Raw genomic sequence first — 14,128 nt, 5'->3', positions numbered from 1 at the left:
AATCCGCCCCTATAATTAAAGCGGGTTTTTATATGTCAGATATGATTATTAACTTTAATCCCTGACCGTTATAAAATCAACCCATTTTCCGATAAGAAATAGTAATCGGAAGCTATAAAAAGGTCGGACTCCGTATAAGAAGTCCGACCCAATTTTTTTACAGTGTTCTCTCGTAATGTCCCTTTTTCTCCACGAAACCGGTTTTTCTGAGGTACGCTTTATGATGCTCATCCGAGCCGTTGTAGACCAGTTTATCAATGCCCTCGTGTATGAGATTGGACATCAAAAATTCTCCGATAGAGAAGTCGCGGTATTCCGGAATGGAATAGTCAAGCTTTATATCAAGTATGTGATCCTTGAGGTTACCCAGCAGAATTCCGGCAGGAGTTCCTTTGTGGCAAACCACAAAACCGCAGTTTACATCCTTGAAATCCATGGAAATCCCGGGGAAGCACTTCGCTATATCTTCCTTATATAGATCTATCGTGTACTTTGTAAGGCCTTCATCGCCCGATACCCTGACAAGATCATAGTTTTTATCAGTACTTCTCATCTTGGTAAGATAGTAGATATTGATTGCGACAAGCGCCAGATTCATGACAACCGTAGGATATGCATGAATCAAAAGTCCATAAATCACACATACAAGACTTCCCATCATGTTTACAATCCTAAGCTTGTATACAGATACCATCATGAATGAAAGCAGCACCAGAGCTGATCCCACATAACCGATGATTTCAAATATTAGTGACACACTCATAAGAAAAAAAGCTCCTTTCAAAATAAGAAAAGGTAATTTTTAAATCTATAAATAAATGATATCACAGATTAGATTTTGAATGAAGATTCTAAAATCTAAAGTGTTTGCCATAACTCTCTTATAAGTTCATCCGCTATCATGTCACACACAACAAGCTTATATGCATTTCTTGTCGCTTCAGGATCAAGAGTCCTGCTAAATGACTCCGGTCCTTTTTCGCTTGCAATTGCAAAATAAACTTCTCCCGGAACACTGTCGTTGTTCTCCGGATCGGCATTTCCCATAGTACCGGTCACACCTATCCCGAAGTCAGCTCCGTAGGCTTTTCTGCATGCTGCCGCCATAGCCCTCGCTGTTTCTTCGGAGTACACTCCGTACTTTTCAATTATTTCTGCCGGCACTCCCTGCATTATCTTGGCTTCATTGCTGTAGGTGATAAACGCCCCTCTCAGCACCGCCGACGAGCCTTCTGTATCTGTTAAAAGCGACGCCACCATCCCCGCCGTACAACTCTCCATAGTAGTGATTGTCAGGTGTTTTGTTATTAGTGTCTTTGTTATTTTTTCATATTTTTCTCTGATCTGTTTTTCTTTGGTTTGCATAATTAGTTGGTTCTTTCTGATTTTTCGGTTTCTTCCTGGTCTATTTCCGATTTTTGTCTTATTTGCTCTTGACCGTAAATCCAGTAGGCATTTTTTCTTTTGGTGGATTTATCATTTTTCCTCTATTTGCTTGCGACCGTAAATCCAGGAAACATTTCTTCGCGATTAGAGTTATCTCCAACTCTACAATACTCCCGCGAGGTAAAACCACTAGATGATTTTCCCTTGCCGGATTTATCTTTTTTTCTAGCTTATATCCATTAGATAAATCCAGTAGCCATTTTTCCTTTGCCAGATTTATCTTTTTTCTTCTACTTGCTTCAAACCGTAAATCCAGGAAACATTTCTTCGCGATTGGAGTTATCTCCGACCAATACAATGCTCCCGCGAGATAAAACCACTAGATGATTTTCCCTTGCCAGATTTATCTTTTCCCTTCTACTTGCTTTCAGTCGTAAATCCAATGGACAAATTCTCTCTGCCAGATTTATCTTTCTCACATGTTTCCATTTTACCCCCGCGAATAAACCTAAATCAAATGTGCAGCCCCATAAAATACTACATTGAATAACATTCTTTTTATCACAGTTCATGTTGTTGCTTCTTATTTATTATTGTAAAATACAGTAGTGTATTCCAACACAATAATGATTAATTAAGGATGTTTTTCAAATGATAAAAATCGAAGATGTAAAAAAGTCCTTTAAAAACACTGAAGTTCTTAAAGGAATATCAATGGAGATCGAGGATCACGAGATTTTCGGTATCATCGGTCAGAGCGGCGCTGGCAAATCGACGCTTCTTCGCTGTATCAACGGGCTCGAGTCCTATGATTCGGGTATCATAACCGTGGACGGACAGGAAGTTAATATTAGAGATAAAAAGTCTCTGCGCCTTCTTCAGAAGAGAATGGGCATGATTTTCCAGAGCTTCAATCTTCTTGAGAGACTTGATGTATATCAGAACGTGGCGCTTCCCATGAAGTTCTGGGGCATGAATACGAATACTCCCGAGGCGAAGGAAAAGATTTTGAAGCTCATAAATCTTGTAGGACTTGAGGAGAAGGTTCATGCAAAGCCGCGTGAACTCTCTGGCGGTCAGAAGCAGCGCGTAGCTATCGCAAGAGCTCTGGTGCTTGATCCTGAATTCCTTCTCTGCGATGAGGCCACAAGTGCGCTCGATCCCGAGATCACAAAGGGCATACTTGCTCTTCTTCAGAAGATCAACCAGGAGATGGGCATCACAATTATCGTGGTAACTCACCAGATGGAAGTAGTTAAGCAGATTTGTAAAAAGGTTGCATTTTTAAGTAACGGTCAGGTGCTCTCAGTAGGACAGCCCGAGAAACTCTTCGTTTGGCCAAAAGAGCGTGAGATCAGAGATTTCCTTCGCGAAGAAAGCGACAAGCTTCCTACAACAGGTCTCAACATTAAGCTCTTTTTCTACGGAGAAGGCAATCAGCGTCCCATCGTTACAATGATGTCACAGGAGCTTCACCGCGATTTCAATATCTGCTGGGCTAAGCTCGAGGATTTCAGAGAGGATGTTTACGGAAGTCTTGTCCTCAATATTCAGGAAGAAGATCTGGACAGTGTCTGTGCTTTTCTGGATAAAAAAGATGTTACATGGGAGGTAATCAAATAATGTCCGGAATTTTATCAAACAGCGGAATGACCGGTATCATTTTAAATGCATTCAAGCAGACGCTTTACATGGTGTTCTGGTCAACGCTTTTTTCAGTAATAATCGGGTTCATCCCCGCAATCATCTTAACGCTTACAGCGCCGGACGGCCTTAAGCCCAACAAGATTGTTTATGAGGTTTTGAGTTTTATCGTAAATGTATTCAGAAGTTTTCCATTCATCATTCTTCTGGTTATTCTCATTCCTTTCACCAGAATGTGTGTGGGAAAATCGATCGGAACCACAGCTTCCATCGTGCCTCTTACGGTATCCGCGATTCCTTACATTGCAAGGGTATTTGAGACAAGTCTTCGCGAAACAAATCCCGGAGTCATCGAGGCTGCGAGGTCATTCGGAGCTTCGAACTTCCAGATTCTGATGAGGGTTTATGTAAAGGAATCAATTCCGAGAATGCTCAACGGTGTGGTTCTTCTGGTAATCTCACTTATCGGTTATTCCGCAATGGCCGGCACAGTCGGCGGCGGCGGTATCGGTGACATCGCAATCCGTTACGGTTACCAGCAGTACAAGACCGACTACCTGATCGTCTGCTCAATTATTCTTATCGCATTCGTGCAGGCAATCCAGATGCTCGGCAACTACATGTATAAAAAAATGTCATAATAGGACGGCCCGTGGGATTCCCCACGGGCCTGTTTTTTACCAGTCGGTGTAGCCGTAGTCGTAGCCGCCATAGTCATCACCGCCATAGTAGTCTTCGCTGTAGTCACTGTAGCCACCATAGTCGCTATCGTAATCATCATAGCTGGAGCTGTTCCATTCGGTATACGCATCGTAGTCATCGTAGTAGTAAGTGGGCTCCTCATAAGCGTCATTCGATTCATAGTAGGAACCGTCATCGTCTACATAGCCGTCTGAGCCATAGCTTATAAACTGATTCTCATAGCCGTTCCAGTACCAGACATCGCCATCGGAATCGGTCCAATAATATGCGGTGCCGTAATCTCCGGGATCGCTTCCGCCTGAATTCTTTGAACTCTTACCGGCGCTCTTCTTACTACTCTTACTCGAACTCTTCTTAGTGCTTTTTGCTTTTGCCGGCTGCGGAGGGACTGCCTTGGGAGAAGTAGTCCAGTCGTTCTTATAGGTACAGCTATCAAGCATTTTCTCTGCTATCTGCGCATAATTCTCAACACGTTTCTCTGTTGCGATTGCTATGGAAGCAAGCGCATATCCTGTAGGGCCAAAATAGCGAAGTTCGATAACGCCGCGCACCGGATAGTCAAGTTCCTGCTTAAAGACAGTTCCGTCAAGCCACAGGTATCCTTTAATGCTGTAGTAATTTCCGCAATCCTTGAAATCTGAGCCTATGTATTTTACAAGCTTTTTCTCATAGTAAAGCTTGATGAAATCTTCCAGCATGTAGCCCATGACCTTTTTTCCAATGGCTGAGCCGTACTTGAGATCCCGGTCGAATTCCTCGGTAAGAGGCTGGAACATAACAACTATGCTGCTGTAATAATCCACCGTGCCTTTCCCATGTTCAGGATAAAAATTCAAGGCGTGGGATATGTCTTTTCTTGGTGATGTAAGCATGTGTTCAGGATAGTAGATATCAACGCTGTCGAATTTATCAGGGAAGCTGGTCATCTGCGTCAGCTTATCCTCGGGCGCCGGGAGCAGCACCATCTCATCTACTTTAGTGAGCTCCGATCCGCCTACATCGACAAGCTTCCCACTCTTATTAAGCGTATAGCTGTCTTTTGCTCCGTCTGAATCAAAAGTGAGGGTGATTTTGTCTCCATCAATCTCATAAGTTCCGCCATCAACTTTCATGCGGTAGACGTTAGTTGCACTCCAGGTCTTATCTTTTTCAATGGTGATATAGACCGAAACATCGTCATACTTCCAAATGCCTATAAAATCTTCATCGGAAGCAGCCTTTGATGCTGTTGACGTTTTAGTCAGCACTGGTCTGCTCACCGTCGCCGTCGTCTGCTTCGGAGTCGCAGCTGCAGCACTGTCCTGCATCGTGAACGAAAGAAACAATACCGGTAAAAAAATCACCGTGAAGTACTTCCTTAGCTTAAACATAATCCCCCTCCTTTCGGAAAACTTACCCTTTGGGGCAATTCATCTTTTCAGACCATTCATCCTTTCACATACTTATTAAAACGTTCGTCCTTAATTACACCGCTCCAGTTAAGACCGAAGCCGAAGTCATACACATTCCCAATAGAATCCTTGTAAGGCTCATAGTCAAAAGGCTTGTCCTCACAGTGCTTCTCCACTGTCTCCATGTCCTTCGGAATCTGCACGGGAAGCATGGCTGTAGGCTCGTAGCCACCGCCGATAACAGTAAGTGCAGCCTTAGTCTCCACTCCGAAGTTTACAAGAATCGCATCAGCATACTCCTCAAACTCGGAAACCGTGCAGGGATTGTTCATGCGGATGACCACGATTACGGGCTTATCACCCATCTTCTTTTTGGTTTCGATTACCGCATCAAGATCGCTCTCGTTGGCTGCCTTATTTGATTTTCTAAGGTATGAGCGATTCGGATTCTCTTTTTCCCTGAAGTCACCCTGACCGATGCTCTCTGCTCTGGAAGCAGTTGCAGTATACTCCCTGTACTGTAGTGTCACAGGTCTGTAGCCTGTCTCCTTTGTGTAGCCGTCACTGATGGGGCTCTCGATGAAGCAGATTGCAAAGTCGGCCTCTGCCGCATCCTTCGTTACTTCATAAAAAGGCTCCACATCTTCCTGCTTTGCTCCGGGGATATCAAGCGCTTTTTCCATAAAACGCATAAAGCCCTTGTGCTCGTCGATATGGCGATCCGGTATGTAAACCTTCTTCCTGGTAACACCTGCCTGAGCAGAGTCGGAAGCGGCGCCACTTTCTATAGGAAGTACCCCGTTATTTTTCACCATAACAATGCTCTGAAGCTGCGCCTTGAAGCCCTCTTCCACATACTCGTCGCAGCCGAGGATTTCCTTGCTCTTATTCGCATCAAGATAAGGATTCTCAAATAGTCCGCACCTGAAGCTGTTAACAAGAAGTCTCTGCGCACTCTCCTCAAAGCGCTTTCTCATAGCCTCCTCGCCGTGGCGCTCGCAGCCTATGCGATATGCCTCAAGGATCGGGACTATGTTGTTATTGCCGCCGAACTGATCGACGCCATTTTCAATTATCTGAAGATGTCTCTCGGCTTCGCTAAGGTCCTCTGTTCCGTAACATCTTGAACCGAAGGAATCCATCTCCGGATCGGGATCTGCGGTGATTCCCCAGTCTGTGCAGACAATTCCCTTATAGCCGTATTTATCTCGAAGGAGATCTCCGATTATATATTTGCTGTAGCTGTTTCCGACATTCTTGCCGGAGGGATCCACTCCATAGCTAACTGTGTAATAGGGCATCACGGAAGAAGCTTCCTTGGTGCCGCCGTCAAGCTTGAAGGCACCCTCAAGGAACGGTTTTAAGTGCTCCTCAAAATTGTTACCCGGATATACTGCGAATTTTCCAAAGCCATAATGGGCATCTCTTCCGGACTCGCAGGGACCACCACCCGGCCAATGCTTAACCATGGCTGCTACGCTCTTGCTGCCCCAGCCGCCTTTGGTCTTACCATCACCGCTTACAGCGTCGGGATCGGTCTGGAGTCCCTCGCAATATGCCTTCGCATAATCCGTGGCAAGCTTAGAACAAGGTCCCCAGGTATCGGGAACTCTCATCCATCTGGGCTCTGTTCCAAGATCTATCTGCGGTCCGAGTTCCGTTGTAATTCCCAGAGCGCGATACTCGTTGGCTGCGACTCTCGCAAACCTTTTTACAAGCTCCGGTGAAAAGGTTGCGGCAAGTCCAAGCCCCAACGGCCATTTGCTGGTGTCCTTCGCTTCGGTTTTAAATTCTGCGGAGGCACTTCCGGCACCGTGTCTTGGATCCGTACTTATATTAACCGGAATTGCATGTGGCATCTCCTCGCAGAGCGCCTGCATCTCGTTGTTCCAGTTAGCTGCAATCTCGCCGTTTTTCAGCATCATCGCAAGAACATATCTCACGTGATCCTCTGTCAAAAACTTCCTCTGCTGGTCTGTCAGATCAGAAGGCGCTGCGCCGCTCTCTTCAAAGGCTTTTCCGCCGTTATAGGTAGCTCCGAACCACCCTCCTGCCTCTGCAGGCACTATCTGGTGCGCGCTGTACATCATAAGGCCCGCTATCTCTTCAACTGAAAGCCTTGATGCCAGATCCTTCGCCCTCTCCTCAGGTGACAGTCTCCAATCCTCATAGGGAAGGAGCTCACCGGTGCCTTCCGAATCCTTGAAAAAAAGACCATTCTTCTCGATTACGCCGGCCTTGACGTATCCGATAGTTGGTCCGTTTTGGTTTTCCTTAATATTGTAATTAATCATATTCGCTCCCCTTTTTTGCTGTTTTCCACCTTTCTAATTATAACAACGCAGGTTTCAACATATAAAAGAATTCGCTAAAAAATATATGAATTCTACATAAAATGATTATAAAAAATCTTCTAAAGTACTCGTCGTAACCTCAGATATATCCTAATAAATTTGTAACTTAAATTTCTTTTAGGTTTGATTTAGGTTAGCGGAATATAATTGCGAAAGTGATTAAAACAGAAGGGAGAGGCACCGTGAAGTACAGACATGAATTAAAACATGAAATCACCACCGCGGATATGATCACGATTCGTCAAAGACTCCGGGCAGTCGCCAGAGCGGACGAACATGCTATAGACGGAAAGTATCTTATAAGAAGCTTGTATTTTGACACCCCGAATGACAAAGCACTGCTTGAAAAGCAGGCGGGCGTCAGCAGAAGGCAGAAATTCCGAATAAGATACTACAACGGCAACAAGTCAGTGATCCACCTTGAAAAAAAGTGCAAGGTAGGCGGTCTTGGAACAAAGATTTCCGCAAACCTCACAGAGGATCAGGCAAAATCTATTGTAAACGGCGACATCGGATGGATGGAGAAGTCGGAAGATGCCTTGATAAAAGAGCTTTACTCAAAAATGGTTTCCGAAAGACTTCAACCCAAAACAATCGTTGATTACACAAGAGAGCCCTTTATCTACGGTCCCGGAAATGTCAGGGTTACACTTGATTACGATATCCGGACAGGATTAAGGAACACCGATTTTCTTGATACCGATTGCATCACAATTCCCGCAGCAAAGGGCATCTGCATCATGGAAGTAAAATGGGACGAATTTTTACCAGAAATAATAAGGGACGTAGTCCAGCTTCCACACGCAAGAGGCGGAGCGTTCTCAAAATATGAGGCCTGCAGAATACCCATGATAGAACATGGATATGGTGAGTATTAAACAACAATCATTAAACAGTTTTTCAAAAATAAGAAAACAGACATAAAAAAGGAGAATAAAAAAATGACTTTCAATGACATCTTTAAATCAAGCTTTCTGGAAAATGTAAGCAGCATCAGCATCCTGGATATGGCACTTGCCATGGTGCTCGCTTTTGCAATAGGACTTTTCATTTTTCTGATTTACAAAAAGACTTATCAGGGAGTAATGTACTCCTCCAGTTTTGGCGTAACACTTGTAGCACTTACGATGATCACCACACTCGTTATCCTGGCAGTTACCAGTAACGTAGTTCTTTCACTTGGTATGGTCGGTGCCCTTTCCATCGTTCGTTTCAGAGCAGCGATCAAAGAGCCCCTGGACATCGCATTCCTGTTCTGGTCAATTGCAGTAGGTATCGTCCTTGCAGCAGGTTTTATCTCGCTCGCAGTTTTCGGAAGTGTGATCATCGGTCTCATCCTTCTCGTATTCGCAAACAGAAAATCACATCTTATGCCCTACATAATCGTGCTTAACTGCACAGGTCATGAGGCAGAGCAGAGAGCCTGCGATTTTATCAAGGGAACTGTAAATCGTATGGTTGTTAAGAGTAAGAGCGCACAGAAGGGTAGCCTTGAGCTGAACCTCGAAGTAAGACTTAATGAAGATAACACAGATTTCATCAATGCACTTGCAGATTTGGAAGGCATCAACAGCGCAGTACTTGTAAGCTACAACGGTGAGTACATGGGATAAAAAGGAGCCAGCAATGTCAACACACAAGAATATAGACAGAGTCTGTATCTTTATCACTATCCTAGCGATTCTTGTGACAGTAATTTTTATGAACGGTACCTCCATCGGAATTGCCGCAGATGATTCGATTACGATGGAATATACCGACAAAATCTTTGATGACAGCTATGTTCATACAATAGATATTCAGATAGATGAAGACGACTGGGAAAGTCTGATTGCTAATGCAGCATCTGAGGAGTACTCGGCGGCCGACGTTGTGATTGACGGAGAGACCATGAAAAATGTCGGCATCAGATGTAAGGGAAATACTTCTCTTTCAACTGTTTCCCAGTTAAATAGTGAAAGATACAGTTTTAAAATAGAATTTGATGCTTATGAATCAAGCAATAACTACTACGGTCTTGATAAGCTTTGCCTGAATAATCTGATCCAGGATTACACCATGATGAAGGATTATCTGGCCTACAAACTCATGGGAGAATTCGGCGTTGATGCTCCTCTTGTAAGCTACACCTACATCACGGTAAACGGTGAAGACTGGGGTCTGTACCTTGCGGTAGAGGCTGTTGAAGATTCTTTCCTTGAGAGAAATAACGGCACAAGCTATGGCGAGCTTTACAAGCCCGACACCATGACCATGGGCGGCGGCCGCGGAAACGGCGGCGACTTCGATATGAAGAACATGGACTTTGACAAGATGGGAATTTCGAATCCGTTTGAGGATAAGGATTCCGATGAGTCTGGAGGTTCAGCTGAATCCGGTGAATCCTCTGATGGAGATCACAGTTTTGGTCACGGTGGTTCAGGTGGCCGCGGAGGATTTGGCGGTTCTGGCGGCTCCGGAATGGGAAGCTCTGATGCAAAGCTCCAGTACATAGACGATGATACTGACAGCTATTCCACCATTTTCAACAGTGCCAAGACTACTATTAAGAAGTCCGATAAGAAGAGACTTATAAATTCACTTAAGTCTCTGAATGAAGGAATCGAGAATCAGGATGCTGAAGAAATCGCTGAAGCTGTAGATATAGACAAGGTTTTAAGATACATGGTAGTTCATAACTTTGTGGTTAACGGCGACAGCTACACAGGTTCAATGATCCACAACTACTACCTCTACGAGGAAGACGGAATTTTGTCAATGATTCCCTGGGATTATAACCTTGCCTACGGAACCTTCCAGGCTTCCGATTCAAGTGCAGCAGTGAATGATCCTATCGATACACCTCTTTCCATTACCGAAGGAAGTAATGACAGACCTATGTTCACATGGATAACCTCCTGTGATGAATACCTTGAGATGTATCATGAATACTTTGCTGATTTCATTGAGCAGTTCTACACCAGCGGTTACATGACAGATCTTATTGATACAACCTATGAGATGATTCGCGACTATGTTGATAAGGATCCTACCAAGTTCTGCACTACAGAGGAATTTGACAAAGGTGTTGAAACTTTAAGAAGCTTTGTAGAGCTTCGCAGCCAGAGCATCCAGGGACAGCTTGACGGAACTATCGGTTCCACAGATTCCGAGCAGGAATCCAACCCTGATGCATTGATAGACGCATCCTCCATCACACTCTCCGACCTGGGCTCCATGGGCGGAGGCATGGGAGGCGGCCCCGGCGGTGGACCTCCGAGCGGATTTCCGGGCAGTGATAGTTCTTCTGAGTCAGAAGAACAGAACTCAACTGAAGTTTCTGATGCTCAGAGTACTGACATTACAAGCCTAAGCTCAGAAGATGCCAGCCAGAATACTGAAAATGCTGATCAGAGCTCAGATAGCAGTGACAGCAAGCAATCCTTCGGTCCTCCAAGCGGTGGTTTCTCAGGCAGGGATGACTCTTCAGGATTCCCCGGTGGAGACTCTAATGGTGGTCCTCCTGACTTCTCAGGAATGTCAGCAGCAACCATCTCACCCACTAATCTGATATATCTCGCAGCATGCGGTGTATCATTACTTGTTGCAATATTTATAGCTCTGAAATATAGGGCCAGAAGATAAATATAAAGAGTTCCAACTGAGATTTTATGCAGTTGGGGCTCTTTTTTATCCTCTGAATTTCTGTTTAGCCTCTAAATTTTCTTGTTTAGTCGCCTTACGAAAGAAGATTTTTACTTTACAGTGGCATTTGTTTGTTTTTTAATTGCCCTAACAATTTTATCCTTAGTCTTTCCCCCTACTCCCTTTACTTGAATAACGCAGTCCGGATGGAGGTTCTTAAAAGCATTCTTGCCAATCGTAAGATTAGAATTGGCATTGATTACGATCTTCTTCAGGTTTTTGCATCCATAAAATGCCTTAGCTTCAATTCTAACTACGCTTGAAGGTATCACGATGCTTGTCAGTTTTTTGTTACCCTTAAAAGCATTTTTATCGATTGAAGTAACAGTATAGCTTTCTCCGCTAATACTGATCTTGGCGGGAATTGTAACCTTCTTTTTCTTCTTATTCTGCGCCTGCTTATATGTTACAGTACCTTCGCCGCTTATTTCATACACAGCATTGGAGTAGCTTGTAGTTTCACCAACTTTAGGAGTATCCACATCGCTAGCTTCTTCTGAAGTCTGACCATCGGGCTGTGATCCGCTCTGCTCTTCATCACCGGACTGGTTACCTGACTGTGAACCGCCCTGTCCTCCTTCAGTATTTCCGCCTTCTGTATTCCCACCTTCAGTTCCGGATGTCCCGCCGATCTGCTCGATTTCTTCAGGTTCTTCGGGAACTACCGCATCCTCAGCATTCTTTACAAGAAGAATCTTAGTTGTGCTAAGACCGGTTGGAAGAGAATCATACTCATTGTCATCAGTATCAACAAAAGTATATGGAAGAACAACATCGGCATTTGCTGAAAGGCCAACAGGCGCAATGATTTTTGTAATACCTTTACAGCCCTTAAGCATGTCTGAGTTTCCTCTAATGCTTCCTGCTTTTACTCCTGTAAAATCAATTGTTGAAAAGCTTGAATTCTTAAAAATAGTGGATCCGCTTAGCCTAAATCCTTCACCGAATGAAACCGTACCTGTCGTCCTGATTTTTATCTCTTTAATAAAAGTAGTACGCGTTCTGCCAGCAATAATCGCCTCCGGCATAATGCAAATATTAGCATTTTTGTTCCCGATATACTCATGTAATTCCAATTCCAGGTATTCTTCTTTTGTATATCTAAAAGCATTCTGCCAGGTTGTATCATTTGAATTATCGTTAAAGCCATCTACTTCATCTGCTATTTTTTCAGATACAATAAGGATTGACTCGCTAAGCCCTGTTGGAAGTTGAAAATACATATTGTTATTCTGATCAAAAAATATCCCTGGAAGCTGAATGGAAACATTTGCAGGAAGGTTCTTAGGGCAGTATATGTATTTTAAATTCTGACAAGTATCCAGTCCCCAATCGCACATTATAGCATCTGTTTGTATTGCGCTCATATCCCAGGAACTCAAATTCAGCTTTTCCAGACTATAGCACCCCTTAAATGCTTGATATATATGTTCAACAGTCCTTGGCGAAAATCTGCTCAAATCAATTTCCTTGAGGCTACGTGCATCGGTAAATAGCCACTGCCACCCACTGATTCTATTATTTCCGGTAATATCAAAAGTATTACCCCAAATTACCTGCTTCAGATTTCTGCAATTAGAAAATAAAGCATCTCCATTTGCAATTGTGAAACCTATAATTCCGGTTAAATCAATTTTCTCAAATTCTGATCCGAAAAAGCTTCCTGAAATAGTAACTCCGGGTTCAAAGTGTACTTCCTTCGCATTTAGAATCTGGCAGCTGCTAATATTGACTGAGTAGCTTTCTCCATCAATTGTCACATATCGTGGTATTGTGATAGTTTGTGCATTGCCATTATAACCGAAAAGATCAATTTTCTTGTTTGTGCTGTCAACATGGTATATATATCCGGGTAGAACACTTTCATTTTTTAGCGTAATCACTTTGGATACACTGCTGGCATCACCATAAGGTAAATATGTTATTTTTTCCCCACTTTCATCAACATATGAATAACAATAATTTGTGCCGGTAGGCAGAGAAATTCTGCTATCAGCCGGAACATTTATGGGTGTCTTCAATGTTGCCAGCCACTGCATTTCATCAAACATAGTATTATTATTAGAGTCGTTCCTTTTTATACTTTGAAAATTCAAGTTACTAAGATCAAGACTTTCAAGATGATAACATCTCGAGAACATGCGTCTAATAAGCGTAACCTTTGATGTATCAAAACTAGTCAAATCAACAGATTCAAGTGCCATGCAATCACTAAACATGTACTCCATTGTGGTTACATTTCGTGTATCAAACATGCTGAGATCAAGATTTTTAATGTTGTAGCAGGATTCAAACATATAACTCATATCCGTCATTTCAGAGGTATCAACACCCGTAAAATCAATCTCTTCGAGCGTATCAATATTTCCGAATTTAATACCATTAACAAGCTTAACCCCGTTTTCAAAGCTAAGTTTTTTTATAACATTTCTATTTTGGGAAGAAAGATTTACTATTATTGTTGAGTATGTCTTACCATCAATAACTGCTCTCACAGGGATGACAAGATTTTCATTATTACCGTTATATCTTGACAATTTAATAGTTCCTGCGTTTTCATCCAGATTATAAGTAAAATCCTCGTACCAGTTATTCTCATTTGCTTCACCATTGGTGGCTTTGGCATTAATCGGAGTAAAAATCAAAAAACATATAAAAAATACAATAGATATCTGAGTGGATTTAAATAAAAGATTATTCATGAGCTACCTCAAAAACCAAAATAAGCAAAAGCATAAATCACATTTTATGATTATATTGTTTTATAGGCGCGGCTTTATTATTATACCACGGCATAATTTTATTTCTATTCCTATCCTGCAGAGTTTATCAAATTTTAATAATTCCCAATTCCCAGAAATGAGTTATGCAAATTTAATACTCTTTTTATCCCCGTTTAACCCTCCCTCACTGGCAATACGATAAACTAATTGTGTATGTAGGAATTTATAATCTACCAAATTATGC

10 protein-coding genes are annotated in these 14,128 nt (G+C 42.9%); 5 read left to right on the top strand and 5 right to left on the bottom strand.

Annotated elements, in window-relative coordinates; all coding sequences use genetic code 11:
- Positions 1 to 157: 157 nt before the first annotated feature.
- Together BMW61_RS08865 and BMW61_RS08860 are read right to left on the bottom strand one after the other, a co-directional pair.
- Positions 158 to 763: a hypothetical protein gene (locus BMW61_RS08865; protein WP_091821102.1), complete on the bottom strand. Its 606-nt coding sequence runs from the start codon at positions 761 to 763 to the stop codon at positions 158 to 160.
- Between the two features lie 95 nt (positions 764 to 858).
- Complete coding sequence (locus tag BMW61_RS08860) at positions 859 to 1,365, bottom strand: CinA family protein (RefSeq protein WP_091821100.1); 507 nt, start codon at positions 1,363 to 1,365, stop codon at positions 859 to 861.
- Positions 1,366 to 2,037: 672 nt separating this feature from the next.
- On the opposite strand from BMW61_RS08860, the gene BMW61_RS08850 reads away from it, so the two are divergent.
- Both BMW61_RS08850 and BMW61_RS08845 read left to right on the top strand, forming a co-directional pair.
- Positions 2,038 to 3,009, top strand: coding sequence for a methionine ABC transporter ATP-binding protein (locus tag BMW61_RS08850; RefSeq protein ID WP_091821096.1), 972 nt, complete (start codon positions 2,038 to 2,040; stop codon positions 3,007 to 3,009).
- A complete protein-coding gene (locus BMW61_RS08845; RefSeq protein ID WP_022761544.1) occupies positions 3,009 to 3,671 on the top strand; it encodes a methionine ABC transporter permease in 663 nt (220 codons plus the stop codon). The genes BMW61_RS08850 and BMW61_RS08845 overlap by 1 nt, the downstream gene beginning before the upstream one ends.
- 36 nt (positions 3,672 to 3,707) lie before the next feature.
- Here BMW61_RS08845 and BMW61_RS08840 read toward each other — a convergent pair whose 3' ends face one another.
- On the bottom strand, positions 3,708 to 5,102 hold the full coding sequence (locus BMW61_RS08840) for a hypothetical protein (protein WP_091821093.1): 1,395 nt from the start codon (positions 5,100 to 5,102) through the stop codon (positions 3,708 to 3,710).
- A 56-nt stretch (positions 5,103 to 5,158) separates the two neighbouring features.
- Positions 5,159 to 7,417, bottom strand: coding sequence for a glycoside hydrolase family 3 protein (locus tag BMW61_RS08835; protein WP_091821091.1), 2,259 nt, complete (start codon positions 7,415 to 7,417; stop codon positions 5,159 to 5,161).
- 242 nt (positions 7,418 to 7,659) lie between these two features.
- Here BMW61_RS08835 and BMW61_RS08830 point away from each other — a divergent pair, with 242 nt between their 5' ends.
- The 3 genes from BMW61_RS08830 (at position 7,660) to BMW61_RS08820 (ending at position 11,101) form a co-directional block, all read left to right on the top strand.
- The gene (locus tag BMW61_RS08830) at positions 7,660 to 8,355 is read left to right on the top strand and encodes a polyphosphate polymerase domain-containing protein (RefSeq protein WP_022761541.1); all 696 of its coding nucleotides are present in this window, start codon (positions 7,660 to 7,662) and stop codon (positions 8,353 to 8,355) included.
- Positions 8,356 to 8,418: 63 nt separating this feature from the next.
- On the top strand, positions 8,419 to 9,090 hold the full coding sequence (locus tag BMW61_RS08825; protein ID WP_091821089.1) for a DUF4956 domain-containing protein: 672 nt from the start codon (positions 8,419 to 8,421) through the stop codon (positions 9,088 to 9,090).
- A gap of 13 nt (positions 9,091 to 9,103) precedes the next feature.
- Positions 9,104 to 11,101 (top strand): CotH kinase family protein, encoded by a 1,998-nt coding sequence (locus tag BMW61_RS08820; protein ID WP_091821087.1) that lies wholly within the window; start codon positions 9,104 to 9,106, stop codon positions 11,099 to 11,101.
- 110 nt (positions 11,102 to 11,211) lie between these two features.
- Here the strand turns inward: BMW61_RS08820 and BMW61_RS08815 are convergent, their stop codons facing one another.
- Positions 11,212 to 13,863, bottom strand: coding sequence for a leucine-rich repeat protein (locus tag BMW61_RS08815; RefSeq protein WP_091821085.1), 2,652 nt, complete (start codon positions 13,861 to 13,863; stop codon positions 11,212 to 11,214).
- Positions 13,864 to 14,128: the final 265 nt, after the last annotated feature.

Source organism: Butyrivibrio sp. ob235 (assembly GCF_900109475.1).
Classification (GTDB): domain Bacteria; phylum Bacillota; class Clostridia; order Lachnospirales; family Lachnospiraceae; genus Butyrivibrio.
This window is presented reverse-complemented; position numbering and strand designations above follow the sequence as displayed.

What these genes read in the sequence shown, in the direction of transcription:
- BMW61_RS08860 (WP_091821100.1), bottom strand. Translation starts at nt 1,365, where the DNA reads ATGCAAACCAAAGAAAAACAGATCAGAGAAAAATATGAAAAAATAACA.
- BMW61_RS08850 (WP_091821096.1), top strand. Translation starts at nt 2,038, where the DNA reads ATGATAAAAATCGAAGATGTAAAAAAGTCCTTTAAAAACACTGAAGTT.
- BMW61_RS08865 (WP_091821102.1), bottom strand. Translation starts at nt 763, where the DNA reads ATGAGTGTGTCACTAATATTTGAAATCATCGGTTATGTGGGATCAGCT.
- BMW61_RS08845 (WP_022761544.1), top strand. Translation starts at nt 3,009, where the DNA reads ATGTCCGGAATTTTATCAAACAGCGGAATGACCGGTATCATTTTAAAT.
- BMW61_RS08825 (WP_091821089.1), top strand. Translation starts at nt 8,419, where the DNA reads ATGACTTTCAATGACATCTTTAAATCAAGCTTTCTGGAAAATGTAAGC.
- BMW61_RS08840 (WP_091821093.1), bottom strand. Translation starts at nt 5,102, where the DNA reads ATGTTTAAGCTAAGGAAGTACTTCACGGTGATTTTTTTACCGGTATTG.
- BMW61_RS08815 (WP_091821085.1), bottom strand. Translation starts at nt 13,863, where the DNA reads ATGAATAATCTTTTATTTAAATCCACTCAGATATCTATTGTATTTTTT.
- BMW61_RS08835 (WP_091821091.1), bottom strand. Translation starts at nt 7,417, where the DNA reads ATGATTAATTACAATATTAAGGAAAACCAAAACGGACCAACTATCGGA.
- BMW61_RS08820 (WP_091821087.1), top strand. Translation starts at nt 9,104, where the DNA reads ATGTCAACACACAAGAATATAGACAGAGTCTGTATCTTTATCACTATC.